This is a genomic window from Paenibacillus mangrovi, assembly GCF_022898935.1.
Lineage (GTDB): Bacteria > Bacillota > Bacilli > Paenibacillales > Paenibacillaceae > Paenibacillus_AQ > Paenibacillus_AQ mangrovi.
The window spans coordinates 100,057-124,964 of the sequence record NZ_JALIRP010000006.1; the positions used below are offsets into that span (position 1 = coordinate 100,057).

Consider the following 24,908-nt stretch of genomic DNA (forward strand, 5'->3'; position numbering starts at 1 on the left):
AATGCATATTGAGGTTCGCGGTTTAAACAAGCATTTTGGCGATTTTCATGCCGTCAAGGATGTCAGCTTTGAGATTGCGAAAGGCCACCTGATCGGGCTTTTGGGTCCTAGCGGGGGCGGCAAAACCTCTGTCCTGCGGATGCTTGCGGGCCTTGAGCAACCGGACGCCGGCGAGATCCTCTTCCATGGCGAGCTGGTTAACCAGCTGCTGCCGCAGGAGCGGGGCATCGGCTTCGTTTTTCAAAACTATGCTCTGTTCAAGCATATGACGGTGTATGACAACATCGCGTTCGGGCTCAAAGTGAAAAAGGTTGCGAAGCCGGCGCTGAAGGAACGCGTCATGGAGCTGGTGGAGCTGACCGGCCTATCGGGTTTTGAGAAGCGTTATCCTCATCAGCTGTCCGGTGGTCAGCGCCAGCGCGTCGCTTTTGCACGGGCGCTGGCCCCTGAGCCCCAGCTGCTGCTGCTGGATGAGCCGTTCGCTGCGATCGACGCCAAGATCAGGCAGGAGTTGCGCTCCTGGCTCCGCGAGCTGATTGAGCGTGTGGGTATCACCTCCATTTTCGTGACCCACGACCAGGATGAAGCGATTGAGGTTGCCGATGAAATCATGATTATGAACCAGGGGCGCCTCGAGCAAAAAGGAACGCCTTGGGATATTTACAAGGAGCCGAAAACGCCTTTTGTCGCTTCGTTTATCGGTGAATCCACGATGATTGACGACGTCTCCCAGTTGAAGGGCTTTGAGGAGGCAGGAGTCGGGGAAGGTACGCGTGCGCTGATCCGGCCGGAGTATATCGAAGTGGGAGATGCGCGTGAATTCAGCATGCCATCCGTTACGGAGGAAGGAATCGTGCACCGCCTGCATTTCCGCGGAAGCGAGTGGATGGTGGAGGTGGAGGTCGGCAGCCATAAGCTGATGACCTACCGTTCGCTGGAGAAGCCTGCGCTGACGCCGGGCCAGCAGGTGAAAGTGTTGGTGCACCGGGCATATCTGTTCAATCATGAGCGGAGCTGGATGGAGGAGAACCGGCTGAAGGTCGATCCGATGCCTGTCATTATTTAAAAAATGAGCTGTGTAGATGCTGCGTGTGCGGATCGCTTTTCCGAGCGCTACCCGCCTCCAATTGAACTACTTTTATGGCTCAATACTGAAATTAGTTCTTAACATTGTGCAAGGTGGCCGCTGCGGTTACGGATCGTTCTTCCGATCGCTGTTGTCTCCAAATTTCCTGATTATATTCCCTTGAGGTAGAAATTCGGAGACAAAGGCGACCGCTGGCGCTTCTTCAGATCGATTCCGTCCCCTCCGCTACTTCGCTTATTGTTAAGCCATTTCCTAAGTGAAAATCTTGGGACATTCAGTACTTCCGAAGCAGCAGTTCCTGAAAGAACTTAAGGCAACCGCTCCGCATCTTCAGAGCAGTCCGCCCTCTCCGCTAAGTTACGATCATTTTTTAAATAAGGGGGAAGCGCATATGAAACGATCCTTTAGCCGGTTGATGGTGTATATATTAGGTATGCTCAGCTTCCTTCTGGTGTTTGCCGGCATCCTATCCGGATGCAGTCAGGAGCCTGTTAAGAAGGCTGATGCCGCTGCGGTAAACGGTACAGAGGTCACGCTGGTCATCGGAGCGTACAGCATCGCCAAGGACGCGCTCGCGGATATTTTGCCGAAGTTTCAGCAGCAATGGAAGGCGAAAACCGGGCAAACGGTCAAGTTCCAGCAGTCCTATGAGGCATCCGGAACCCAGGCGCGGGCGATCATCGGCGGCTTTGAAGCGGACGTGACGCTGCTCGCGATGGAAGGGGATGTCGACAAGCTGGTTAAGGCGGGACTCGTCGGCAAGCAATGGCGGAATGCTCCTGATCAAGGCATGATCACGCGCTCCATTGTCGTGCTGGGGACTCGGGAGGGCAACCCGCTCGGCATCCATGACTTCGCGGATTTGACCAAACCAGGCGTCAAGGTGCTGTACCCGAATCCACAAACATCAGGCGGTGCCCAATGGGATATCAATGCGATCTATGGAGCAGGGCTTAAATTGTCGGAGAAGCAGGGGACGAAGGACCCGGCATATGCCAAAGCTTTTCTGGAAAAGGTGCATCGGAACGTCGAGTCGCTGGACAAGAGCGGAAGAGCATCGATGGCAGCTTTTGAATATGGTGTCGGTGACGTGGTGGTTACCTATGAAAACGAACTGCTGGCCCGTATCAAGCAGGGCAAGAAGTATGACGTGGTCATTCCCGAATATACGATCAAGATTGAAAATCCCGCAGTGGTAGTGGATAAGTACGCGGATCAGCATGGCACCCGCAAGGTCGCAGAGGCTTTTGTTGAATTTCTCCGGGGAAAGGAAGCGCAGACGGTGTTTGCCGATTACGGCTTCCGGCCCGTGAATGATGAGGTTTTTCAGGCGAATGCAAGTCGCTTCGAGGTTCCTTCAGGTCAGTTCGATATATCCTATCTGGGCGGCTGGGACGAGGTGCGTAAAACCCTGTATTCCAAGAAAGGAGTATGGTACCAGGTGCTTGCGGGATTGTAACCAGGGTGTATACAGACTATATGCAGACGGAAATGGCATGGATAGTCGAATGTGCGGAGTCCGAGCTGCGGACATGAAAAAAGAGATCTTAAGGATTTGTCTGACAAGGCAGATCCTTTTTTTGCTGCGCGCCTAAGGCAGGGAAGACAGGCACTCGTTATCGCTGCGTGATACAATAAATCATAAGAATGTTCAAGTTTGGAAGGAGAAACCGTTATGGATACACTTGTTTTCTTGGGAACCGGCGATGCGATGGGAGTGCCGCGGGTTTACTGTGATTGTACAGTATGCATGGAAACCAGACTGAACGGAAGCAATCGCCGCTTGCGTTCGCTGGTGATGATTCAGGGGCAGGACGGGGATTTTCTGATTGATTGCGGACCGGATTGGCGCAGCCAGATGGAGATGCAGGGCATACGTTTTGCCGAAAAGATACTGGTCACTCATGCTCACTTCGACCATATCGGCGGCCTTCCCGAGTGGGCCGATGCCTGCCGCTGGCTGGGGCGGAAAGGTGAACTCTACGCGCCGCAGGAAGTCATTGATACGATCCTGAAGCAGTTCCCGTGGCTCGAAAAGCATATGAAAATGACAGCGGTGGATGATGGAATCGTGCTGGGCGGCTGGGAAATCTCCGGCTGGAGGGTCTGCCACGGTGCGAATGGCTACGCCTATGCCTACCGTTTGGAGAAAAACGGATACCGCTGGGTGTACTGCTCCGATTCGATCGGTTTGAACGAGGAAGAGAAAAAGCCGCTGCATGATCTGGATCTGCTGGTGCTTGGCACAAGCTTTTATCATGAAACGGCCGAATACTCGAAGCGCTCGGTGTATGACATGCGGGAAGCGGCGGAGCTGCTGAATGAGGTACAGCCGGTAAAAGCCATCTATACGCATATGTCCCATGATGTTGACCTTAATGCGGGGTACTCGCTTCCGACCCAAGTGACGCTGGCACGTACGGGAATGAAAGTGGAATTAGGGTATTAGGTTAGGATTTCATGCAAAAAGACACCCGGACAAGTTCAGGTAAACCTGCGCTTCGGATGTCTTTTTAAGTTAAAACAGAGTTTTCAAGCGGCTGTAGATTCTATGAGAGCACAAACTTCTCGATCGCGGCCTTCACGCCGTCCTCATTATTGCTAAGCGTCACGTAGTCCGCAATGTCCTTCAGTGCCTGAATAGCGTTGCCCATGGCTACACCGAGTCCTGCAGCTTCCAGCATCTCATGGTCGTTCCAGGAGTCGCCAAGTGCCATCGTTTCTGACATATCCACGTCAAAATGCTTCGCAAGGAAGGTCAGGGCATGTCCTTTGGTGCCTTCGCTGTGCATGATCTCTAGGAAGTGAGGTTTGGACTTAGTAATATGCACTTCGCTGCCAAGCAGCTCACGGAAGACAGGAATCAGCTTGTCCAAATATTCCGGATCGTCGATGATCAGCATTTTAGGTGTTTTTTGTTCAATCAGCTTCTGAAAATCCGGTTCGACATAATAAGGCGTCCGGTTCAGCTCGCAGTAATCGATGAGCTTCTGATTTTCCTCACGTGCATACAGCTTATCATCGATATACACCTGCAGGTGCAGGTCATGCTCGATGCAGTATTCGAATATTTTATGAGCGGCATGCTTAGGCACATAGCGCTCGTAGAGCACTTTTTCGTCCATCAGATTCTTGATCAAAGCGCCCTGGTACGTAATAATTGGCACGTTCAGACCGGTTTGGCGGGCAATGGCCTGGGCTGATGCGTACGCACGTCCGGTGGCCAGCGTTACGACTACGTCTTTAGCTACCGCTTGCTCAAGAGCCTGCTGCGTGGCAGGTGTTACTTCCTTGTCGTCGTTGATCAGCGTATCATCGATGTCGATGGCAATCAGTTTGTACATGGTTGTCTCTCTCCCTTTTCTCTCTAATGTTTAGTTACTCTATTGTACCGTACGCGACGCAGATTTCAATTCGGCCAGGATCATTCCTGTAAAAATACATAAGCAGCCGATGCCAGCCTCTATTCCGAGGGTTTCCCCGCCGAACCAAACGCCGGTCAGCGCAGCGAAAACGGGTTCCATCGCAAAAATGACGGCCACACGGGATGGGCTGGTGTACTTTTGGCAGACGGTCTGAATCCAGAATGCGAATGCGCTGGTGGGTCCGATCGATACGAGAAGCGCCCATAGAACCTCCGGTTGCGCCAGCCGATCCATCGTTTGAGCGATGGGACCTACATCTTCGAACAGCATTGAGCCGAGGCAGCTGAGAATGCCGACTACGGCCATTTGCAGCGCAGCCAGCGGCAGTGCGGGATATTGCGGCGCGAAAATGCCGGTATAAGCGATATGTAGTGCAAAAGCGATCGCGCACAGGAAGACGAGGAAATCCCCTTTGTTAAACACAAGCGTCGAACCTGCAAAAGTTAGCAGATATAATCCGAAGGCTGCCAGAACCGCGCTCAGCCAGGTGAAACGTGAGATCGGATGCTTCAGCAGGATGAGGGCGAGAAAAGGTACCAGAACCACCGATAGTCCTGTGATAAAGCCGGTGTTGGAGGTGGTGGTGTACAGCAGGCCTACTGTTTGAAAAGCATAGCCCATAAACAAAAAAAGGCCCAGCAGGCAGGAATGCAGCAGCATCCGGCGATTGATGGTCCGCCACTGGCCGCGGTAAAAAACGGTGATGATCAAAGCCAGCAAAATGGCCGCGCCTATGAAGCGGATGCCGTTAAAAGCAAGCGGAGGCAGCACTCTGACCGCATTCTGTACGATTAGAAAGGTGCATCCCCACATTAGGGCGACAAGGAGCAGACTGAGATCGGCGAGACGAGAGCGATTCAATGAGGTCATTCCTTTCATGATAAGCGAGAATATTGCACTGTTCTTGAAGCAAGTGACCAAATTGTATCGCAAATCCGGAGAGCGGACAAGGAAATATTGCTGCTGGTATACCTGACGCCATACGTTAAACCTGCTATAATATGGGGGAAACGGAGTTGATCATATGGCCAAGAAAAGAAGACAGGAAGCGGCCGTGAAGCCGCAGGCGGCGGACAAGCCGGCCACCCTGAAGGATCTTCTGAGCAGCGATGTTCTGAATAAGCTGAAGCAGCAGTCGGAAGAGCTGAAAGCGGAGGAGCAGCAGAAGAAGGAAGCGCAGCTGAAAAAAGCGGAGGAAGAGCGCAAAGCCGAGCAAAAACGACGCGACAACGACTTCGAATATCTGCTGGAGAACAGCGGCATGGACTGGAAAAAATATAAATAACATTGGGGACGTTATGATCCCATATAGAATGTAAAGTATTATACAAGCAAAAAAGCTGCCTTGAAGGCAGCCTCAGAGTATCGAAAACCCCTGGCCTTTTATTAAGGAGCAGGGGTTTTCGCATTTTAAGGTATGCATGAATTTAAGAAAAAGGGCCCCCATATTTTTAAGCTGGCTGGGATGGATGAGTCATGGTTCTACTGCTGGCTGCCGAGAATATAAGGGCTGAATTTCTGAAACTTATCAAGCTCCGCGCGGCTTAGATCCTTCATCCTCATAACAGATCGATCAACGGGATTGTAACGGTACATTTTCATATGATCCGAAGGATACTCACTGATGTAGCTTACGCTTTGGCCATCGTTGCTCCACATGATGCAGGCCATACTGATATAGCCGTTAAAATCCCTGTCTGTGGGGACACGGGAGAACTTCTCCTGGTCTATATCATAGGTGCACAGCCACAGGCTGGCATCCTTGCCACAGCTGAAAGTCAGCTTGTTTCCTTCTGGCGACCATGCGAAGGTAGTCGTTATGTCGGCTTGCTCAACGTTACTTTTCTTCAACCGATCCACAAGGGAAATCAATGTTCCGTCTTTAAGATCGACAACAAAAGTCAGGGGAATTCCTAGGTGATAGGAGGCTTCAATGGCGAGATAGGACTCATCCGCAGAAAGGGCAATGGCAGTAATGCCGCTTGGCCTAGGTTCCAGCTTCAGATCGAAGTGCTGGTTTCCTTTGTCGATGGACACAGAACTGACAGCCGCCGATACTTCCGATTCTCCAAGACTGGCTTTTAGAGTTACGCTGCTCTGCTGCCATAAAATATGGCTTTTATCCACTTCTTTAGCAACAGGTTTGCACTCAGGTAGTATTGAGAAAGATCCATAGGGTCGGTTATCTTTTTACCACTGTTGGTTTCATTGTTCTTGTTGCTGGCTACTGTTTCTTCATTCTTATTGCTATTTGTTGATGGTTCGATGTTATCTGAATTCGTACCTTGTTCTAAATTGGTCTTCGACGACGAGTTCGGCGGTTGATCTTCAGCTGATTTATCTCCGCCTCCGCATGCGGACAGCGATAGCATCATGGCGAGCAGGACCGAAATGCTGATTATTCTCTTCATCAAATGGCTCCTCTGTTTGATTTTTTATCTAATGCTTAGACGACAGGGAAGCCGGAGAAGTTACTGCGGAGAGAAGCGGTTTTTACTAAAAATGGATTTTGGAATAAAAAAATCATCAAAAAGAGAGGTCCATGCAGTCATGGCCTCTCTGTGCAGTTGGGTGCTTGAAGAAGAATACTATTCTTCCAAAAATACCAGCCCGATAAAATCATCCATCTCGATGTTGCCGAAATAATGCTTGATATCCACATCCGCCAAAGCCTCGCGAACCTCGGACTCCTCATAGCGCTTGCCGCGGAGCTTGTCCTCAATATCCGCCACATCGCCTACGCCGAAGAAGTCGCCGTAAATTTTAATGTCCTGAATGCGCGCTTCCTTGATGTCCATCCGGATATCGATAATGCCCACAGGGAAACGCTTGGTATGCTTGACGTTGGATTCAGGCGATTGCCCGTAGTTCCATTCCCAGTTCTGATAGCGTTCCTTGGAAATTTCATTGATTTTATCCCAATCGGCTTCTGTCAGATGATACTGCGGCACTTCCTTTGGATCCATGTTGAAAATGGCACGGAGCAGCTCGGAGCGGAATTCCTCAATCGTCATGCTGCCTTCCATCAGGTCGCTAATATTGGCAACCCGGCTGCGTACGGACTTGGTGCTCTTGGATTTGAATTTCTCCGGATTGACATTCAGAGAAGCCTGTACATCATCCAGATTCAGGTTGAACATCAGCGTGCCGTGACTGAACATCCGGCCACGGGTTGAGAACTGGGCGTTTCCGGAGATTTTTTGCTCGCCGACCTGCAGGTCATTACGTCCGCTGAGCTCAGCATTCACGCCCATGCTGCGCAGTGCATCGATCACCGGCTGGGTAAATTTCAGAAAGTTATGGAACGACTGACCGTCATCTTTCGTAATAAAGCTGAAGTTCAGGTTGCCGAGGTCATGATAGACCGCCCCGCCACCAGAAAGACGTCGTACGACTTTTATATTGTGATCCTTTACATACTCCTGGTTGATCTCTTCGATGGTGTTCTGATGCTTGCCGATAATGATGGAAGGACGGTTGATGTAGAACAGCAGATAGCTGTCTTCCTCCATTGGCAGATGCTTCAGCGTGAACTCCTCGATAGCCAGATTAATGGCCGGATCCGTGATTCCTTGATTATCAATAAACAGCATAGCTTGATTCCTCCGTTTAAAGGCCTGTTTAATAGTTCCTTTTAAATCCATTGTAAACCAATCGGTTGCAAGAAACAAAAAAGATTTTGCATTGACGGGGCCAAAAAGTTGGAGTAATAATGGATTCGATCATGACTGAATGTCAAAAGACTGGGGGAATCGTACTCATGCTAGAAAGATACGGACATGGCGGCGATTTGGAGAGTGCTGCTGAGACTTATGGCCGAAGCGGATTTTTGGATTTCAGCGCCAATATCAATCCGCTTGGACCTCCTCCTGGCGTCATGAAACAGCTGGAGCACGCATTATCATCTATCATTCGGTATCCGGACCCTGGACATCGTGCTTTAAAAGAACTTCTTGGCTCAAGATTGTCTCTTCGTGCGGATCAGCTGTGCATAGGCAACGGGGCGGCGGAATGCATGGCTTTAATATTGCTTGGGCTTCAGCCCCGAAGAGTCGGGATCGTGGAGCCTTGCTTTTCGGAATATACGCAGCTGTCAGAACAGTTTGGTGCACAGGTTCAGTCTGTGTTCGGAACTCGTGAAAACGGCTGGCGGGCAGATGTGGCAGAGATCGAAGGGCTTTTCAGGTCGGTGGATCTGCTGTTCATTGGACAGCCCAATAACCCGAACGGGATTCAATACGAACTGGATCTGATGCGTCATCTGGCGGGTGAAGCGGAGCGATGCGGTACATATTTGGTGGTGGATGAGGCTTTTATCGATTTCATTCCAGAGGCGAAAAGACAGACGCTGCTGCCAGAGCTTGAACGATATCCTCATACCATTCTGGTTCGTTCGATGACGAAGTTTTACGCGATTCCGGGATTGCGCCTTGGGTATGCGGCAGCCCACCCGGATTTGGTACAGGCTATGACGAATAAGCAAGTGACCTGGAGCGTCAACGGGCTTGCTCTTCTAGCAGGTGAAGCCTGTCTGAACTGCGGCGATAGCTATGAGCGGGACACGATTGGACTGATCACCGAGCAGAGGCGGCTGCTGACTGTGGGTCTGCGGAAGCTGGGCTGTGAGGTCAGCGAGGGCGAAGCCAATTTCCTGCTGGCGGGTCTTCCGGTCCCGTGGACGGCGGAGCGTATGCAAACCGAAATGGGCAAGAGAGGTGTACTGATCCGCAGCTGCGCGATGTATCCCGGACTTGGAGAAGAATATATTCGGGTCGCAGTGAAAGCGCAGGAGGACAACAAGCAGCTTCTGAAGGTTATGGCAGAGGTGCTAGGTATCGAAGTGGATTTATGAACAGGATGGGTTCTCGAAAAACAAACAGGAGACCATCTTCTTCAGTGGATATGAAAAGGGGGAAAATAAAGTGGCAACACCATTTTTGGACGGAGTAACAACGGAATATGCATCGGAGGTATGGCCGGGACTTACGCTGAAGCAGGGGGAACGGCATGTGCTGCTGCAGCTGCCTTCCATGGTTGAAACGATGGGCAGCGCGGTTCATGGCGGGGGCGTTACACGGCTTCGGAGAATCGCCAATATTTATGTGGACCGCTCTTACGACTGTTCGGATCCGGTACGAGATGTGATGGAATGGCTGCGGGAATGGAGATATCCAATCGATACGACAGCCGGTCTGCTGACAGCCGTACAGCTGCGGTATGCGTCGGTGATGGAGGCGAAAAATGCGGAGGCAGCAGTCTTCTGCTGTGCAACCTCCGGTACCTCCAATGCGGCGAGAGCGGGCTCCGAGCGTACGACTTTTCCGGCATACATTCCGGGAACCGTGAACATTATGCTGATGATTGATGCCAAGCTGACCCAGGCGGCAATGATCAATGCGGTGATGACGGCGGTGGAGGCCAAAGCGGCTGCTCTTGCCGATCTGAATGTACGCGATTCGGAGAACGGACTGGTGGCAACGGGCACAACCTCAGACGCGATTATTCTTGGAGTAAGCCAAAGCGGAGCCTATCCGGTCGAACATCAATATGCGGGAACGGCCACGGATCTGGGCGACATGATTGGGCGTACCGTGTACAGCGCAGTAAAAGAGGGGTTGCTTACGGCATGGGCGGAGCGCAGTTGACAGCCATCCTCATTCTCGCGGGGGCATTTGTTCTGGATCTGCTGATCGGAGATCCGCGCTGGATTCCGCATCCGGTCATTGGCATGGGAAAAGCGATCAAAAGACTGGAAGCTTGGATTCGCAGCCGCTTTTCTCCTACTAACTTGAAAAAAGCTGGTATTCTGCTGCCGCTTCTGGTGGTGGGAGGTTCATTTGTCATCACCTGGGTGCTGCTGAAGCTGCTCAGCTGGGTTCATCCCTGGCTTGCCTGGGCTGCCGAAGCGGTGCTGATCGCTACGACAATTGCGGTCAAGGGGCTGAAGGACGCGGGGATGGAGGTGTACCGGCATCTGCAAAAAGGCGATCTGCCGGCAGCACGCACCAGTCTCAGCATGATTGTCGGCCGTGAAACCTCGCATCTGGATGAGCCGGAGATTGTACGTGGGACGGTGGAAACCGTTGCCGAGAATATCGTGGATGCGGTCATCTCCCCGTTGCTGTATGCGCTTATCGGCGGGGCTCCTCTTGCCATGGCATACCGCGCGGTCAACACGCTGGATTCGATGGTCGGCTACAAAAACGATAAATACATTCATCTCGGCTGGGCCTCGGCCCGGCTTGACGATATCGCCAACTGGATTCCAGCCCGGCTGACGGCACTTCTGCTTACGGTATCCGCATTGATTCTGGGGATGGACTATAAAAGAGCATTCCGCACGGTACAACGTGATGCGAGAAGGCATCCGAGTCCCAACAGCGGTTTTCCGGAATCGGCGGTGGCCGGTGCGCTGGGGATCCGACTTGGCGGAACGAACGTGTACCATGGCGTTACCTCGTTCAGGGCTTACATGGGTGATGCGATAAGACCGATGGAAGCCCGGGATATTCTGCTTACGAATCGGCTATTACTGACAACCTCGGTGATGTTCTTGGTCCTTGCACTGCTTGAGATATTGGGAGCGGGAGGTACATTATGGACATGAAGCGGCTGAATCTCGTGCTTATGAGGCATGGCTCTACGGTGTGGAATGAACAGAAGCGCTACTTGGGTCATACGGATCTCAGCCTCAGCAGTAAAGGCCGTGAGGAATTGATTTCTACCCGTGACAAATTGAAAGAAATGGTCTTTGACGGCATCTACTGCAGCGATCTTGTGCGCTGCCGCGAAAGCCTGAATTTGGTACGTCCAGACCTGTCCAACGAAGCTGTATATGACAGCCGTTTGCGGGAAATGGATTTTGGGGATTGGGAAGGACATACCTATGATCAGCTTAAGGATATTCCCCTGTACCGGCAGTGGTTGGACGACCCGCGGCATATTGCTCCTCCGCAGGGCGAGTCTTGGGAAGCATTTGAACACAGGATTACGGAGTTTCTAGAATCCATGCTGCGGATCGCAGAGGATGTACAAGTTTTCGATTCTCCTCTGGTATCATCAGTACTTCTGGTGGCTCATGGAGGCGTGATTCGGCAGATTGTACATCATCTTCATCAGGATATAGCCTTTTGGGATATAAGAATTGAACCGGGAGATTTGCTCGTTCTGAAGCTGGAACACAATGAAATTGGCTGGTCGGGCGGTGGCCTTCATATCATTTGAAATGAGTCTAAAATGAGTTCCCTGTGGGCAGCCGCATACAGGTCAAACTACGCTGTGATTGTGATATATGTCATTGTAAGGTTGTAAGATATCACCTATAATCAAGTATTAGAGATGCATTGCCTGGAAATGAAAGTGAATAATGATAGCTTACGAGGTCCTGGAAAAAGCAGCTGCCGCTGCTTGTTTCATCCGGGTGAAAAGGGAAGCCGGTGCAAATCCGGCACGGTCCCGCCACTGTAAAACAGGAATATCCCGATATGCCACTGCTTCCGCTGAAAAGGAATGGGAAGGCCGGGATGATACTACCAAGCCTGTAAGTCAGGAGACCTGCCTCATAAGAGTAATGACGGTCCTTCGAGGAAAGGATTACGTTCTAGCGCCTTTTTGCGCACTGCTGATTTTAACTTTAGATCAATGGTGCCGGCCGAGCACGGCTGCAGCAGCAAAGGTCCGAGCAGACGTAAACCCTGATTCTTCTAAGAATCAGGGTTTTTTGTTGGGAAAAGCGTGGGCAGTCCTCCGGCGCATAGCCGCCTGACTGCATCGTTTGTTTTTCCGTGATGTACTCCGTCAAGCAGTATTCATGATCGTCATATCGCCAGGCCTCTTATGTGTCAACCCAAACGAACCATAAAGAGGAGAGAACTTGTATATGAATTTGAAATCGTCAATGAAAAGATGGTCAACCGGAATGGCGGCACTGCTGCTCGCGTTATCGCTTACGGCCTGCGGCAATGAAACGAAGGACAGCCAGACAGCACAACAGCCGGAACCGGCGAAAAAGGAAACAACCGAGCCGGCACAAACAGACAGTCTGAAGACGACATATCCATTAACCTTGCAGGATGCAACCGGACAATCCTTTACATTCAAAGAAGCGCCGAAGCATATCGTTTCCGTGTCACCGGCAGAGACTGAGGCGCTGTTTGCAATCGGATTGAATGATGAAATTGTAGGCGTTTCCGACTACGACGACTATCCGGAACAGGCAAAGTCCAAGCCTAAAATGGGCGGCATCATGAAACCGAATGAGGAAGCCATCATCGCAGCCCAGCCGGATGTTGTATTCACGGGCGTTTCCATGAGTGAGGAAGCAGTGAAAAAGATGCGCGAGATGAACATTCCGATTTTTAAAACAAATCCAAAGACCGTGGATGACGTCATGAAGAATATCGAGACATACGGACTCATTACAGATCATCAAGCTGAAGCGCAAAAGGTCGTTGACCAGATGAAAGAGGAAGAGAGCAAGGTTATGGAGGCTGTAAAATCTCTGAGTGACGATCAGAAGAAAAAAGTATATATCGAGTTCTCCCCTGGCTGGACCGTAGGTAAAGGCGAGTTCATGGATGAACTCATCACTCTTGCCGGCGGCATCAACGTGGCTTCCGATACGCAAGGCTGGAACCAGATTAGCGAAGAGAAGATAATAAAGGATAATCCTGACGTCATTTTATACGCGAATAGCGTTATCGACGATAAAACCAATAAAGGCCTCGGAGACATCATTAAAGGCCGCAGTGGCTGGGACCAGATTACAGCCGTGAAGAACGGAGCCGTGATCGGACTGGATGATAATCTCCTCAGTCGCCCGGGTCCGCGTGTAACGCAAGGTCTTCAAGAAGTAGCTAAAGCCATCTATCCGGAGCTGTTTCAATAATGAGTAAAAAACTGGCAGGTTACGGAGGGATAGGCATCGTGCTGCTGGTGCTGACCCTGCTGATCTGTCTGGGGATCGGCTCGGTCGCACTTCCAGTCAAGGACATTGTTCTGATCGTGTTACACCGGCTGCCTTGGATCGGGGATGCGATTCAACCGACGTGGAATCCTTCTTTTGAGCAAATCATCATCAATGTTCGGCTGCCCCGCGTGCTGCTTGGCATGCTTGTCGGAGCTGCCCTTGCGGTAGCAGGCTCCGGATTTCAAGGTGTGCTTCGCAATCCGCTGGCGGACCCGTTCACGCTCGGGGTATCCTCCGGCTCAGCGGTCGGCGCGTCGATCCTGATTTATTTTGGCATGCAGTACTCCGTGCTCGGCGCATGGACGCTGCCTGTAGTGGCCTTTGTCACCGGATCACTGACGCTGTTTGGCGTCATGGCTCTGGCTCGCGAGGGAGGGAGAATCCCCACGAACAGCCTGATCCTTTCAGGCGTGGTGATGTCGTCCTTTCTCGGGGCGGTCGTTTCTTTCCTGACCGCGATGTCCAAGCAGACGGTCAATGAGATTTTATTTTGGACAATGGGTAGCTTAAGCATGCGAGGATGGTCGTATACGGCCATCCTGCTGCCTTATTTTCTGGTTGGATTCGTATTCATTTGGAGCCGGGCCCGTTCACTTAATCTGCTGTCTCTCGGGGAACGGCAGGCAGCACATTTGGGCGTGAATGTGGAAGGCCTCAAGATTTCGGTGCTTCTCGTCAGCACGCTGCTGACGGCGGCGGCCGTATCCATGGCTGGTGTCATTGGCTTCGTAGGACTTGTCATTCCCCATGTGATTCGGCTGATCGTAGGTCCTGATTACCGGTTTATCATTCCACTCTCCGCTATCGGCGGGGGTATATTTCTGGTATGGGCAGATACGCTTGCACGATCCGTCCTGGCTCCAACGGAAATCCCGCTTGGCGTAGTGACTGCGTTCGTGGGTGCGCCGTTCTTCGGCTATCTGCTGTACCGCAGTAAGAAGCAGCGAAGGGGGCGAAGCTCTTGATCGAGGTGCTCGGCGTAGGCAAGCAGTTTGGCGGCATCACTGCCTTGAATCCCCTAGATTGGACCATTGGGAAAGGTGAATGGTGGGGGATCATCGGCCCGAACGGAAGCGGCAAGTCAACGCTGATGCGTCTGCTTTCGGGAGTGGAACGGGTAAGCTCAGGTGTCGTCAACATCAACGGCAAAAATGTTACAGATTACAGCCGGAAGCAGCTGTCGCGAATGATGGCTGTGCTCCAGCAGGAGGGAATTGCGCCCATTCATTACCCTGTGAGGGAAGTGATTGAAATGGGACGTTATCCTTATATGGATTGGCTCGGGCGCGACTCCTCAGAGAATGTCGATTCGTTGATTGAAGGGATCATGGATAAGCTGAAGCTGCACGAGCTCGCAGAACGACCGCTCGATGAGCTGAGCGGCGGCCAGCGGCAGCGCGTGGCTTTGGGACAGGTGATGGCGCAGGAGCCCAGCATTTTACTGCTGGATGAGCCGACAAGTTTTCTGGATATCCACTATCAGCAGCAGTTTATGGAGCTAGTGGCGAACTGGAGGAAGGAAACGGGAATCACAGTCATCGCCGTACTGCATGACCTCAATCTGGCGGCTCAATATTGTGACAAGCTGCTCGTGCTTCGTGACGGAAAGGCGGTTGGCATGGGTACGCCGCAGGAAATGCTGACGGCAGAAAACATTCGGGTCGTATATGAAGTGGAGCCTGTTGTTGTGGCTCATCCGGCCAGCGGTGTACCGCAGGTGCTGTTATCCAGGCAAACCATGTAGCTATGTAAACGGTTAGACTTTGTATAGAAAATGATCGAACTTAGGAGGAAACATCATGAACTCATTTTTAGAACAATATGTTGAACGAATTACAGGCCTTGACATTGAAGCCTCCCGTGCAGAAGCTGCACATATCGGTAATCTGACGGTTCCTCCTGGCGCTCTTGGGAAGCTGGAGTCGCTCGCTATACAGCTAGCCGGTATTACCGGACAGATCAAGCCTTCTTTTGACAAAAGGGAAGTTATCGTTATGGCTGCAGACCACGGCGTATGCGAGGAAGGCGTCAGCGCATTTCCGCAGGAAGTCACTTCGCAGATGATCTTCAACTTCCTGTCCGGCGGCGCGGCGGTTAACGTGCTGTCAAGACAGGCCGGGGCCGAAGTGGTCTGCGTGGATATCGGTGTCAATAACGATATTTCGCATCCGAATCTGGTCTCGCGCAAGGTCCGTTTCGGCACGGCCAATATGGCCAAGGGACCAGCTATGACACGCGAAGAAGCGGAACAATCCATTGAAACGGGTATCCGGATCGTGGAGGAAGCGGTGCAGCGTGGCGTGAGTGTTTTTGTAACTGGGGAAATGGGTATCGGTAATACAACCGCAAGCGCGGCTGTGATGTGCGCATTGACCAACACGAAGCCCCATGAAGCAGCAGGAAGAGGTACGGGTCTCGATGATGAGCGCCTGAAGCATAAAATTGCCGTCATTGAAAAGGTTCTAAACGTGAATGTGCCGGATGCGGCAGACCCGATCGACGTGCTTGCTAAAGTCGGTGGGCTTGAAATCGGCGGCCTGACAGGCGTTATCCTGGGTGCGGCTGCGAACCGCTGCCCTGTCGTTATTGACGGGTTTATTTCGAGTGCGGCGGCGCTACTGGCGCGGGCGATTTGTCCGGAATCGGCGGAGTTTATGGTCGCATCCCATGCTTCTCATGAGCAGGGACACCGGCTGCTGCTGCAAGCGCTGGATCTACGCCCGGGATTGGACCTGGATATGCGCATCGGTGAAGGCACAGGCGGGGTACTCCAATTGATGCTGATTGATTCTGCATGCCGGATTGTCAGCGAGATGGCAACTTTTGAGAGCGCGGGTATATCAGGCAGCGAAGGACCCGAGCAATCATGAGTATTCTGGTGACAGGAGGAGCAAGAAGCGGAAAGAGCTCCTTTGCGGAGCGCTGGATGATGGCGAATACGGACCACGCGGTTTACGTGGCCACAGCCCAAGCCTTTGATCAGGAGATGAAGGATCGGATTGCACTGCATCAACAGCAGCGGAATCAAGCGGAATTTTCCTGGCGAACCGTGGAGGAACCGCTGCGTCTGCCGGAGCTGCTGCAGTCCTGGCAATCGGAAACGAAAGCGCCAGCGGTCCTGGTGGATTGTCTGACGTTGTGGCTGTCCAATGTCATTTTGGCGGTAGAAGGACAGAAAGATATGGAGCTTCGTATTCGTGAAGCCATTGATAAGCTGGTGGCAAGCATCAAGGCTTATCCTGGCACGCTTGTCCTCGTGACTAATGAAGTCGGAGACGGGATTGTACCGGAGTATGCTCTCGGCAGGATTTTCCGAGATTACGCAGGCATCCTGAATCAGTCTGTAGCGCGTGTATGCAGCCAGGTATTTCTTGTGACTGTCGGCATACCGATTGAGCTGAAGAGCAGGGAGTATCGGTTATGAATCAAGGAATGCAGGCGGTTGCCGCCGCTTTTCAATTTTTATCCCGGTTTCCGGTGAAAGCACAGCTTGATTATACGCCAGAGCTGTTCCGGAAGAGCACACGCTATTATCCGCTGGTGGGTGCAGCTATTGGCGCGGTTGTCTGGTGCGGTGCGGTTGCTGCTTCCTATCTGTTGCCGCCGCTGCCTGCAGCGGTGCTCATTCTTGCGCTATGGGTCGCTTTAACCGGCGGGCTTCATCTGGACGGATGGATGGATACCGCTGATGGTCTGCTGAGCTACAGATCACGGGAACGGATGCTGGAGATTATGAAAGACAGCCGTGTCGGCGCGATGGGGGTGCTGGCTTGCGTCTTGATCCTGCTGCTTAAGACATCGCTGATCTATTCTCTGCTCACCGGCGGCTGGCCGCCATTGGTGTTACTGCTGCCACCGGTCTGGAGCCGCTGGTTTATGGTCCATGCGATGGCATCCTGGCCTATGGCGAGGGGCAAAGAAGGCCTGGCGGGAAAGAATTTTAACGACATGGAGAAACGTCACAGTCTGGCGGCGGTGCCTGGCGCGGTTATTCTAACCGGAGTGGCTGCTGCAATGTTTCCGCTGCTTGGCATCGGGGACTTCACGCTGCTGCAGGCCGGTCTGGCATGGCTGCTGCTGCCGATTGCGGCATGGGCGGTTGGAACCTGGGCGGCGCAGCGGATGACCCGGAAGCTCGGCGGCCTGACCGGCGATACCTATGGTGCATTGAATGAGGGGCTTGAAACCGTAATGCTGCTTGTTCTTGTGATCATTCAGTACCGCTAGAAAATGATTCGTAGATAGATCTTCAGTCGTGATGGAAACACTGAAGATCTTTTATTTTGAGGAGGGACAGCCATCATGAACAAGACAGGACAGGGGAACGCCGGAAGCACGGCTGTATTGATGCTTCAGGGAACGGCCTCGGATGTAGGCAAGAGCGTCATTACAGCCGCGTTTTGCCGGATCTTCATGCAGGACGGCTTCCGGACAGCTCCCTTCAAATCGCAAAATATGGCGCTGAATTCCTATGTGACGGCGGACGGCAAAGAGATCGGGCGGGCTCAGGGCATGCAGGCGGAAGCCTGCGGCATTGAAGCGACAACGGATATGAATCCCATCCTGCTCAAGCCTACACATGATATGCATTCCCAGATTGTCGTCCACGGACGTCCTCTATCGAATATGAGTGCGGCGGATTACCGCAGCAATTATCTCCCAAGAGCCAAGGATACAGTGATGGAAGCGCTCGGTCGGCTGCGCTCCGAATATGACATTGTCGTGATGGAGGGCGCGGGAAGCCCTGCCGAGATCAACCTGAAGGATCGGGATATCGTAAATATGAATTTGGCCGGCTGGGCGGATGCGCCGGTGTTGCTCGTTGCGGATATCGACCGCGGCGGCGTTTTTGCGTTTCTGGTCGGTACCCTGGAGCTGCTGGAACCGCATGAACGTGAGCGTGTGAAGGGCTTTATCATCAATAAATTCCGGGGCGACCTATCACTGCTGCAGCCGGGTCTGGATTGGCTTGAGGAGCGGACAGGTATTCCTGTTCTCGGCGTATTGCCTTATATTCACGATCTTCGCTTGGAGGCGGAAGACTCCGTTGTTTTGGAGAAAAGGATAGGGGCAGGACATCCGGCAGAATCAGCTGAAATCGATATCGCCGTGATCCGCAGTCCGTTCATCTCCAACTTCACTGACGTCGATCCGCTGATAGAGGAGCCCGGCGTTTCGGTTCGTTTTGTTAGCAGAGCTTCCGAGCTGGGAAATCCTGATGTGATCATCCTGCCGGGAACGAAAAATACAATCGGAGATCTGGAACATATCAGAGACCAGGGCTTCGAGGCAGCAATCGCCCGGGCCATGAAGTGGGGCAGAATCCAGCTGATCGGCATTTGCGGCGGTTACCAGATGCTCGGTAGTATGCTCAGTGACCCGCAGGGGGTGGAGAGTCAGCAGGCGAAGGAAGTGAAGGGGCTGGGGTATCTGCCGCTTGCCACGATTTTCGCTGAGGAGAAAAGAACCGTCCGCGTCAGCGGAACGCTGTCTCCAGAATGTCCAGTGCAGCTTGCTAGCTCGGGTCAATCCGCCTCTGTTACGATCGAGGGCTATGAAATACATATGGGAAGCACGGAAGTGCTTGCCGGTTCGGATGGAGATGTTATGCCTCTGTTTCAAATTCAGGATAATGGAGGAGAGCTGAAAGCTGAGGGCTGCGGCTCGGTAAACAGCCGGGTGTGGGGAACCTACCTGCATGGGATTTTTCATAACGATGAGTTCCGCCGGAGCTGGCTTAATGGGATTCGGGAAGCAAAAGGAATGCCGCAGGTTGACAGCACTTTCTCCGTTAAAGAGTTCAAAGAGAAGGAATTCGATCGCGTAGCGGCATCCGTGCGGCAGAACCTGCGAATGGACGAGATTTATAAGATCATCGGCATTACTGTTTAACCAGGATGTTGATGATGTTTCACAAGTTATAAATATAAAAAAATAGGTAAAAATTGAGAAGAAGTCATCCAAAAGAGGTTTAATGGATGGCTTCTTTTTTCAATTGTAGGAATGCATTTTATCTAAAAAAATCCCAAAAAAATATTTTTTAAAATTAATCCTATCCAAATACTATGGATTATGCTAATATGAAAAAAACAATTTCGGAGCCGGTATGTGAAGCTTGACTTTTTGTATGATTAAACTCACGTCCGGCAACATAAATAAGGATAAAGGGGTGCAAAAAGTAGATGAACACACTATGGGTTATTGTCAATGTGATCGTCATGCTGGCTCTCATCGGCCTGCTGGTCTGGATGCAGAAAAAGCATATCTCATTCACGAAACGCGTATTTACCGGACTTGGGCTGGGCATCGTGTTCGGTGTTGCCTTGCAGTTGATTTTCGGGATTGATTCGAGCGTCATCACCAAGTCAACGGATTGGTTCAACCTGGTGGGCTACGGTTATGTTGGCCTGCTGCAAATGGTCGTTATTCCACTGATTATGGTTTCGATTATCTCTGCGATCATGAATTTGAAGGGCAGACAGAATCTCGGCAAAATGAGCGGATCCATTATCGGTGTGCTGATGATCACCGTAGCGATCGCAGCTGCTGTCGGTATCGCGTCCAGCTTGAGCTTTAATCTGAAAGCCATCGATATTCAAGCGGGTGACCGTGAAAATGCGCAAGGACAAAAGCTGGAGCAGAAGCTCGGAGATGTACAAGATAAGACGATTCCGCAGCAGATTCTTGAATTTATACCAACCAATCCTTTTGCTGATATGACGGGCGCACGCCGCTCCTCTACACTAGCGGTTGTTATTTTCTCCGCATTCATCGGGGTAGCAGCACTTGGTATTGATCGCAAAAAGCCGGAGGAGGCCGCAACCTTCCGGAAAATGGTCGGAGCCGTCTACGCCGTCGTGCTGAGGATTGTCACAATCGTACTGAGGCTGACACCATATGGTATCCTGGCATTGATAACAAAAACGGTGGCGACGACCAATGTCCATGAAATTCTGAAGCTGATCAATTTTGTGGTTGCATCCTACGTGGCATTGATCGTCATGTTTATCATTCACCTGATCATCATTACACTGTTTGGATTCAATCCGATCCAGTATGTGAAAAAGGTTCTGCCGACACTCACTTTCGCCTTCACATCCCGTTCGAGCGCAGCGACGATTCCGCTCAATATTGAGACGCAAACGAAGAAGCTGGGAGTTTCCGAAGGGATTGCCAATCTGTCCGCAACCTTTGGCGCAACGATTGGCCAGAACGGCTGCGCGGGTATTTATCCGGCCATGCTCGCCTGCATGATCGCACCAACGGTTGGCATCGATCCGACGAGCTGGAGCTTTATTCTGAAGCTGATCCTGGTCGTAGTTATCAGTTCCTTCGGTGTTGCTGGTGTTGGCGGCGGTGCGACCTTTGCTTCCCTGATCGTGCTGTCCACGATGAACCTTCCGGTTGCTCTTGCCGGTCTCCTGATCTCGGTTGAACCGCTGATCGATATGGGCCGTACGGCGCTGAACGTCAACGACTCGATCGTGGCAGGTCTTGTATCCAGTAAGGTGTTAAAAGAAAACGATCATGACGTCTTTAAAAACGAAGTGGATCTGGATAACGCTATTCAAGTGTAAGGTGGTAAATAACCAGACAGGAAGCTGTCTTTTATAGCAAGATAAGCAGAGCCCCGGCATGATGCTGGGGTTCTTTTTCTGCATGTCTGCATGCTAGTAAAATATGGTGTTTATCAAAAAATCGTAGCCAAGGGGAGTAGATTATGTTACATTAGAACATGTTTTTTGGCCAGGCAGGCCCTGGCCCGAAAACCGCGGTTCGTAACCATCCCGCGTAATCAAAACTAGGAGGAAGCACCATGTTCAATCTACTATGGGGTATTTTTTACGTACTCGTCAATTTCTCGCTTTACTTATTGTGTTACCGTCTGTTCGGCAAAAAAGGCTTATATGCCTGGATCGGTGTTGCGACCGTTGTGGCTAACATTCAGGTGACCAAAACCATCGATGTTTTCGGCATCGCCATGACGCTTGGTAATACGATGTACGTCAGCTTGTATATGACAAGCGACCTGCTGAATGAGAAATACGGCAGGAAGGAAGCGCAAAAGGCAGTCTGGTTCGGATTTTTCACTTTGATCATGACCACCGTGCTAATGCAGATGGCTTTGCGCTTCGCGCCGCTAGGCGGAAGTGAAGACGAAATCCAGCAAGCATTGGAGAAAATCTTCGGCTTGATGCCGCGGCTTGCGCTGGGAAGTTTGACCGCATACTTTGTAAGCCAGTTCCTTGATGTGAAGCTGTATACCTGGATCCGCAAGTTTTACGGCAAACGCAATCAGTTCTGGATTCGCAATAACGGCAGCTCCATGATCAGTTCACTTGTAGATACGCTGGTCTTTTGCGTCATTGCTTTTGCGGGAAGAGAAGGCTTTACCTGGTCGGTCTGGCTGGAAGTGTTCCTGACGACGTATATTATCAAATTCGTATTGACCGCCGTAGGCACACCGTTCCTGTATATTGCGCGCGACTTCAAATTCGCAGATGAGGAATAGAGTCTGAATCGATTGTAATCGTAGGATTACGATGAGAAAAACAAACCGGATGCAGCATCCCAAGAGGATGAAGCATCCGGTTTTTCTATGCTGTATAAGATAAAAATCAGCCTTCGAGCGTAATCAGTTCTTTAGGATAGGTGGTCAGAACGCTAACACCGTTTTCCGTTACGAAAATATCGTCCTCGATCCGTACCCCGCCAAGGCCTGCCACGTAAATGCCTGGCTCGACGGTGAACACCATGCCCGGCTGCACCAGATCGGTGTTGTTGCCGTGAACGGAAGGATATTCATGCACGTCCATACCCAGGCCATGACCCAGACGATGCATGAAATAAGGGCCGTAGCCTGCTTTTTCGATCGCATCCCGCGCCGCTTTGTCTACCGATGCTAAGCTGACGCCCGGCTTGATGGCCTGAATGCCTTGGAGATTGGCTTCCAGCACTGCGTTGTAGATGGTCTTCAGCTCAGGAGCTATCTCTCCAACCGCAAAAGTACGGGTAATATCGGATGCATATCCGTCCGCATATACCCCCATATCGAACATCAGGAGGTCTCCATGCTGGATTTTGCGGTCACCCGGCGTTCCGTGAGGCAATGCGGTTTTCGGTCCGGACAGCACCATCGTATCGAAAGATGGACCCTGTGCACCGAGTTTCTTCATTAAATACTCGAGCTCAGCGACGATTTCAATCTCAGTTACGCCTGTTTTGACCTTTTTTAGTCCTTGACGCAGCACTTCCTCGATGAGCTCCATCGCATTCTTCATGCGCTTGATCTCTTCCGGGGATTTGTTGACACGCATGCTGCGAAGGAGCGGACCGATATCGGAGTACTGCTTCGCCGAAACGGATGCCGACAGCTCTTCGTAACGCGCTACGGTCAGCTGCTCCTTCTCAATGCCGAGGGTTCCGATGCTGCCCTTAAACTGCTGCTGCAGCAGTTGGTATGGATTGTCGGTATCGCTGTGCGTTATGATTTTTTTTACGCTGGAAGCTGCACTTGCTGCCTCGGCGTCCAAAGCGGGCACGATCAGCAGCGGCTCCTCTCCACGGACCAACAGGAGGCCGAGAAAACGTTCATGCGGATCGCTTGCAAACCCGGTCAGATAATACACATGCTTGGGATCCGTGATCAGCAGGCTGTCCAGTCCCTTTTCATTCATGGATTGTTCCAATTGTTCAATACGGCTGCTCATATTCAGGTTTTCCTTCCTTTCTAAGGCAAAGGTTTTTCGTTCTAACATAACCCCTTCATTATAACACTCTTGCTCTATGAGGCCGAAAGGTTTTCTTGCGTTTTCTTTCCTATTATAATGCTGAAGGCTTAGAAATAAAAAAAGCACCTGCTCCGTATGAAAGTACGGGTAAGTGCTTGAGTAACCATGTGAAATCGTTAATTGTGATACACGATTTGTCCGCCGTAGTGACCGGTAAAATAAATGAGTACTAGCCCGGCCAAAGAAATGATCATCAGCAGCGGTGTAATCCAGCGTAACCCTTTCGCAAAATGTTCCTTTATCCAAGGCAACCGAATCAGCACTTTTAAAGCAATCAGGACTCCAAAGACCAAGAGGGTAAAAAAGGCGACATTTTCGTGCTTGTGAATCATGGCTCCGGTTGCACCGAATACGTTCTTGGCATATTCTACTCCGGCATCACCAGTCATATAAGCCAAGATTCCGCTGATAAATCCCAGTCCCAGAAGGGCGTTTGCTGGCCAGTCGAACATCTTCGGACGCCAAAGGGCAAGGATCTGCACGATCGCCGCAAGGAACAATAACGCGATGGGAAAATGGACTATCAAAGGATGAAGAGGCGTATTCATAGGATTTCCTCCTAATATTAATAGGTTAGTCAATGTCTTCATCATAATAGGATTAGATTAAAATTCACTGAGAAAACATGTCTGTAATTAGAAATAAATGGATTGATTTCTTGACTCTGAAGTGTTTTATTACAAATAAGAACGTCTATGGACCGCATCATGATCATAAGAAAGCCTGCATAACCTATACGGAATTTGGGATGGGAGGAACAATAGCGATGAGGAAGATGATGGTAGTGACCGGAGCCAATTCCGGCATGGGGATGGCTTCCACAGTTGCGCTCGCTAAGCAGGGTGCCGAAGTGGTGATGGTGTGTCGCAATGAACAGCGGGGGCAGGCAGCTCTGGCGGAGGCGATCCGGCTAAGCGGCTCAGATAAAATCCATCTGATGCTTTGCGATTTAGGCAGCCTGTCCAGTATTCGGGGGTTTGCAAAGGCTTTTGCAGCGCGCTACAACAAGCTGGATGTACTTCTCAACAATGCGGGCGTGGTCATGATCAAACGTCAGGAAACAACCAACGGCTTCGAAATGGATATGGGAGTCAACCACCTGGGACATTTTCTGATGACCAATCTACTGCTAGATCCGCTGCTGGCATCGAGTCAAGGAAGAATCGTAACGGTAGCCTCCGGTGCCTATAAAGTTGGAAAAATCCATTTTGATGATCCATTTCTAATGCGCGGATTCAATCCGGCCAAAGCATACGCCCAGTCGAAGCTGGCGAACATCCTGTTTACGAAGGAGCTTGCCTCCCGCCTGGTAGGCACACATGTTACCGCCAACTGCGTTCATCCCGGGGCTGTGGGGACTCAGATCGGCGTTAACCGGGATACGGGCTTTGGTAAAACGGTGCTGGCGATGGTGAAGCCATTCTTTTTGACCCCAGAAAAGGGCGCGGAGACGGCGGTGTATCTGGCTTCTGCTCCGGAAGTGGAGAAGGTCACAGGGCAGTATTTTTACAAGAACAAACCGCAGCAGCTATCGGCCAAAGCCGAGAGCATGGAGGATGCCAAGCGTCTATGGGAATGGAGCTGCAGGCAGGTGGGGATCGAGGATAGATAATGGAAGGGAGAGAGTGATGAATCCA

At 51.4% G+C, this 24,908-nt stretch carries 25 protein-coding genes and 1 riboswitch; of the genes, 18 read left to right on the forward strand and 7 right to left on the reverse strand.

All coding sequences use genetic code 11. From position 1 onward, the window contains the following. The first annotated feature begins 1 nt into the window (after nt 1). The 3 genes from MUG84_RS15670 (at nt 2) to MUG84_RS15680 (ending at nt 3,536) form a co-directional block, all read left to right on the forward strand. Nucleotides 2-1,066 carry a sulfate/molybdate ABC transporter ATP-binding protein gene (locus tag MUG84_RS15670; protein WP_244726275.1) on the forward strand — a complete coding sequence of 355 codons (1,065 nt, stop codon included), beginning with the start codon at nt 2-4 and terminating at the stop codon, nt 1,064-1,066. 412 nt (nt 1,067-1,478) lie between these two features. Further along, entirely contained in the window at nt 1,479-2,546 is a 1,068-nt protein-coding gene (locus tag MUG84_RS15675) for a sulfate ABC transporter substrate-binding protein (RefSeq protein ID WP_244726278.1), read from the forward strand. Between the two features lie 216 nt (nt 2,547-2,762). Continuing rightward, nucleotides 2,763-3,536 (forward strand): MBL fold metallo-hydrolase, encoded by a 774-nt coding sequence (locus MUG84_RS15680; protein WP_244726280.1) that lies wholly within the window; start codon nt 2,763-2,765, stop codon nt 3,534-3,536. Between the two features lie 100 nt (nt 3,537-3,636). Here MUG84_RS15680 and MUG84_RS15685 read toward each other — a convergent pair whose 3' ends face one another. Then, nucleotides 3,637-4,431 (reverse strand): Cof-type HAD-IIB family hydrolase, encoded by a 795-nt coding sequence (locus MUG84_RS15685; protein WP_244726282.1) that lies wholly within the window; start codon nt 4,429-4,431, stop codon nt 3,637-3,639. A 39-nt stretch (nt 4,432-4,470) separates the two neighbouring features. After that, complete coding sequence (locus tag MUG84_RS15690) at nt 4,471-5,373, reverse strand: DMT family transporter (RefSeq protein WP_244726284.1); 903 nt, start codon at nt 5,371-5,373, stop codon at nt 4,471-4,473. A 163-nt stretch (nt 5,374-5,536) separates the two neighbouring features. On the opposite strand from MUG84_RS15690, the gene MUG84_RS15695 reads away from it, so the two are divergent. Continuing rightward, nucleotides 5,537-5,797 (forward strand): YqkE family protein, encoded by a 261-nt coding sequence (locus MUG84_RS15695; protein ID WP_244726287.1) that lies wholly within the window; start codon nt 5,537-5,539, stop codon nt 5,795-5,797. 197 nt (nt 5,798-5,994) lie between these two features. On the opposite strand, the gene MUG84_RS15700 is transcribed toward MUG84_RS15695, so the two are convergent. The 3 genes from MUG84_RS15700 to lplA form a co-directional block, all read right to left on the reverse strand. After that, entirely contained in the window at nt 5,995-6,639 is a 645-nt protein-coding gene (locus MUG84_RS15700) for a TolB-like translocation protein (RefSeq protein WP_244726289.1), read from the reverse strand. After that, nucleotides 6,600-6,923, reverse strand: coding sequence for a hypothetical protein (locus MUG84_RS15705; protein WP_244726291.1), 324 nt, complete (start codon nt 6,921-6,923; stop codon nt 6,600-6,602). The genes MUG84_RS15700 and MUG84_RS15705 overlap by 40 nt, the downstream gene beginning before the upstream one ends. A 177-nt stretch (nt 6,924-7,100) precedes the next feature. Then, nucleotides 7,101-8,105 carry a lipoate--protein ligase gene (gene lplA / locus MUG84_RS15710; protein ID WP_244726294.1) on the reverse strand — a complete coding sequence of 335 codons (1,005 nt, stop codon included), beginning with the start codon at nt 8,103-8,105 and terminating at the stop codon, nt 7,101-7,103. Nucleotides 8,106-8,272: 167 nt separating this feature from the next. Here lplA and MUG84_RS15715 point away from each other — a divergent pair, with 167 nt between their 5' ends. The 13 genes from MUG84_RS15715 to MUG84_RS15775 all read left to right on the forward strand — a co-directional run bounded on the left by MUG84_RS15715 (nt 8,273) and on the right by MUG84_RS15775 (nt 21,992). Next, nucleotides 8,273-9,364, forward strand: a complete 1,092-nt coding sequence (locus MUG84_RS15715; protein ID WP_244726296.1) for a pyridoxal phosphate-dependent aminotransferase — start codon at nt 8,273-8,275, stop codon at nt 9,362-9,364. A 70-nt stretch (nt 9,365-9,434) separates the two neighbouring features. Continuing rightward, nucleotides 9,435-10,157, forward strand: a complete 723-nt coding sequence (locus tag MUG84_RS15720) for an adenosylcobinamide amidohydrolase (RefSeq protein WP_244726298.1) — start codon at nt 9,435-9,437, stop codon at nt 10,155-10,157. Continuing rightward, nucleotides 10,154-11,119 (forward strand): adenosylcobinamide-phosphate synthase CbiB, encoded by a 966-nt coding sequence (gene cbiB, locus MUG84_RS15725; protein ID WP_244726872.1) that lies wholly within the window; start codon nt 10,154-10,156, stop codon nt 11,117-11,119. Before MUG84_RS15720 ends, cbiB begins: the two co-directional genes overlap by 4 nt. Beyond that, nucleotides 11,110-11,736 (forward strand): histidine phosphatase family protein, encoded by a 627-nt coding sequence (locus MUG84_RS15730; protein ID WP_244726300.1) that lies wholly within the window; start codon nt 11,110-11,112, stop codon nt 11,734-11,736. Before cbiB ends, MUG84_RS15730 begins: the two co-directional genes overlap by 10 nt. Nucleotides 11,737-11,874: 138 nt before the next feature. After that, a riboswitch (cobalamin riboswitch) is annotated at nt 11,875-12,088 on the forward strand. A gap of 303 nt (nt 12,089-12,391) precedes the next feature. Then, nucleotides 12,392-13,399 carry an ABC transporter substrate-binding protein gene (locus MUG84_RS15735; RefSeq protein ID WP_244726302.1) on the forward strand — a complete coding sequence of 336 codons (1,008 nt, stop codon included), beginning with the start codon at nt 12,392-12,394 and terminating at the stop codon, nt 13,397-13,399. Beyond that, nucleotides 13,399-14,445, forward strand: a complete 1,047-nt coding sequence (locus tag MUG84_RS15740) for a FecCD family ABC transporter permease (RefSeq protein WP_244726304.1) — start codon at nt 13,399-13,401, stop codon at nt 14,443-14,445. The genes MUG84_RS15735 and MUG84_RS15740 overlap by 1 nt, the downstream gene beginning before the upstream one ends. Beyond that, nucleotides 14,442-15,224, forward strand: coding sequence for an ABC transporter ATP-binding protein (locus tag MUG84_RS15745; protein WP_244726306.1), 783 nt, complete (start codon nt 14,442-14,444; stop codon nt 15,222-15,224). The genes MUG84_RS15740 and MUG84_RS15745 overlap by 4 nt, the downstream gene beginning before the upstream one ends. A 55-nt stretch (nt 15,225-15,279) precedes the next feature. Next, nucleotides 15,280-16,350 (forward strand): nicotinate-nucleotide--dimethylbenzimidazole phosphoribosyltransferase, encoded by a 1,071-nt coding sequence (gene cobT, locus MUG84_RS15750; RefSeq protein WP_244726308.1) that lies wholly within the window; start codon nt 15,280-15,282, stop codon nt 16,348-16,350. Continuing rightward, nucleotides 16,347-16,904, forward strand: coding sequence for a bifunctional adenosylcobinamide kinase/adenosylcobinamide-phosphate guanylyltransferase (gene cobU, locus MUG84_RS15755; protein WP_244726310.1), 558 nt, complete (start codon nt 16,347-16,349; stop codon nt 16,902-16,904). Before cobT ends, cobU begins: the two co-directional genes overlap by 4 nt. Further along, the gene (gene cobS, locus MUG84_RS15760; protein WP_244726313.1) at nt 16,901-17,707 is read left to right on the forward strand and encodes an adenosylcobinamide-GDP ribazoletransferase; all 807 of its coding nucleotides are present in this window, start codon (nt 16,901-16,903) and stop codon (nt 17,705-17,707) included. The genes cobU and cobS overlap by 4 nt, the downstream gene beginning before the upstream one ends. A gap of 75 nt (nt 17,708-17,782) precedes the next feature. Further along, nucleotides 17,783-19,372: a cobyric acid synthase gene (locus tag MUG84_RS15765; protein WP_244726315.1), complete on the forward strand. Its 1,590-nt coding sequence runs from the start codon at nt 17,783-17,785 to the stop codon at nt 19,370-19,372. 290 nt (nt 19,373-19,662) lie between these two features. Next, a complete protein-coding gene (locus MUG84_RS15770; RefSeq protein WP_244726318.1) occupies nt 19,663-21,057 on the forward strand; it encodes an L-cystine transporter in 1,395 nt (464 codons plus the stop codon). 239 nt (nt 21,058-21,296) lie between these two features. Further along, nucleotides 21,297-21,992 (forward strand): queuosine precursor transporter, encoded by a 696-nt coding sequence (locus MUG84_RS15775; protein WP_244726320.1) that lies wholly within the window; start codon nt 21,297-21,299, stop codon nt 21,990-21,992. Nucleotides 21,993-22,098: 106 nt separating this feature from the next. On the opposite strand, the gene MUG84_RS15780 is transcribed toward MUG84_RS15775, so the two are convergent. Both MUG84_RS15780 and MUG84_RS15785 read right to left on the reverse strand, forming a co-directional pair. Continuing rightward, nucleotides 22,099-23,190: a M24 family metallopeptidase gene (locus MUG84_RS15780; protein ID WP_244726323.1), complete on the reverse strand. Its 1,092-nt coding sequence runs from the start codon at nt 23,188-23,190 to the stop codon at nt 22,099-22,101. A 197-nt stretch (nt 23,191-23,387) separates the two neighbouring features. Beyond that, complete coding sequence (locus tag MUG84_RS15785) at nt 23,388-23,819, reverse strand: DUF2231 domain-containing protein (protein ID WP_244726325.1); 432 nt, start codon at nt 23,817-23,819, stop codon at nt 23,388-23,390. A gap of 218 nt (nt 23,820-24,037) precedes the next feature. Here MUG84_RS15785 and MUG84_RS15790 point away from each other — a divergent pair, with 218 nt between their 5' ends. Then, complete coding sequence (locus MUG84_RS15790; protein WP_244726327.1) at nt 24,038-24,883, forward strand: SDR family oxidoreductase; 846 nt, start codon at nt 24,038-24,040, stop codon at nt 24,881-24,883. Nucleotides 24,884-24,908: the final 25 nt, after the last annotated feature.

Excerpts from the sequence above, each read along its gene's own strand:
- MUG84_RS15670 (WP_244726275.1), top strand. The coding sequence starts at position 2 with ATGCATATTGAGGTTCGCGGTTTAAACAAGCATTTTGGCGATTTTCAT.
- MUG84_RS15675 (WP_244726278.1), top strand. The coding sequence starts at position 1,479 with ATGAAACGATCCTTTAGCCGGTTGATGGTGTATATATTAGGTATGCTC.
- MUG84_RS15680 (WP_244726280.1), top strand. The coding sequence starts at position 2,763 with ATGGATACACTTGTTTTCTTGGGAACCGGCGATGCGATGGGAGTGCCG.
- MUG84_RS15685 (WP_244726282.1), bottom strand. The coding sequence starts at position 4,431 with ATGTACAAACTGATTGCCATCGACATCGATGATACGCTGATCAACGAC.
- MUG84_RS15695 (WP_244726287.1), top strand. The coding sequence starts at position 5,537 with ATGGCCAAGAAAAGAAGACAGGAAGCGGCCGTGAAGCCGCAGGCGGCG.
- MUG84_RS15705 (WP_244726291.1), bottom strand. The coding sequence starts at position 6,923 with ATGAAGAGAATAATCAGCATTTCGGTCCTGCTCGCCATGATGCTATCG.
- lplA (WP_244726294.1), bottom strand. The coding sequence starts at position 8,105 with ATGCTGTTTATTGATAATCAAGGAATCACGGATCCGGCCATTAATCTG.
- MUG84_RS15715 (WP_244726296.1), top strand. The coding sequence starts at position 8,273 with ATGCTAGAAAGATACGGACATGGCGGCGATTTGGAGAGTGCTGCTGAG.
- MUG84_RS15730 (WP_244726300.1), top strand. The coding sequence starts at position 11,110 with ATGGACATGAAGCGGCTGAATCTCGTGCTTATGAGGCATGGCTCTACG.
- MUG84_RS15735 (WP_244726302.1), top strand. The coding sequence starts at position 12,392 with ATGAATTTGAAATCGTCAATGAAAAGATGGTCAACCGGAATGGCGGCA.
- MUG84_RS15740 (WP_244726304.1), top strand. The coding sequence starts at position 13,399 with ATGAGTAAAAAACTGGCAGGTTACGGAGGGATAGGCATCGTGCTGCTG.
- cobT (WP_244726308.1), top strand. The coding sequence starts at position 15,280 with ATGAACTCATTTTTAGAACAATATGTTGAACGAATTACAGGCCTTGAC.
- cobU (WP_244726310.1), top strand. The coding sequence starts at position 16,347 with ATGAGTATTCTGGTGACAGGAGGAGCAAGAAGCGGAAAGAGCTCCTTT.
- cobS (WP_244726313.1), top strand. The coding sequence starts at position 16,901 with ATGAATCAAGGAATGCAGGCGGTTGCCGCCGCTTTTCAATTTTTATCC.
- MUG84_RS15765 (WP_244726315.1), top strand. The coding sequence starts at position 17,783 with ATGAACAAGACAGGACAGGGGAACGCCGGAAGCACGGCTGTATTGATG.
- MUG84_RS15770 (WP_244726318.1), top strand. The coding sequence starts at position 19,663 with ATGAACACACTATGGGTTATTGTCAATGTGATCGTCATGCTGGCTCTC.
- MUG84_RS15775 (WP_244726320.1), top strand. The coding sequence starts at position 21,297 with ATGTTCAATCTACTATGGGGTATTTTTTACGTACTCGTCAATTTCTCG.
- MUG84_RS15780 (WP_244726323.1), bottom strand. The coding sequence starts at position 23,190 with ATGAGCAGCCGTATTGAACAATTGGAACAATCCATGAATGAAAAGGGA.
- MUG84_RS15785 (WP_244726325.1), bottom strand. The coding sequence starts at position 23,819 with ATGAATACGCCTCTTCATCCTTTGATAGTCCATTTTCCCATCGCGTTA.
- MUG84_RS15790 (WP_244726327.1), top strand. The coding sequence starts at position 24,038 with ATGAGGAAGATGATGGTAGTGACCGGAGCCAATTCCGGCATGGGGATG.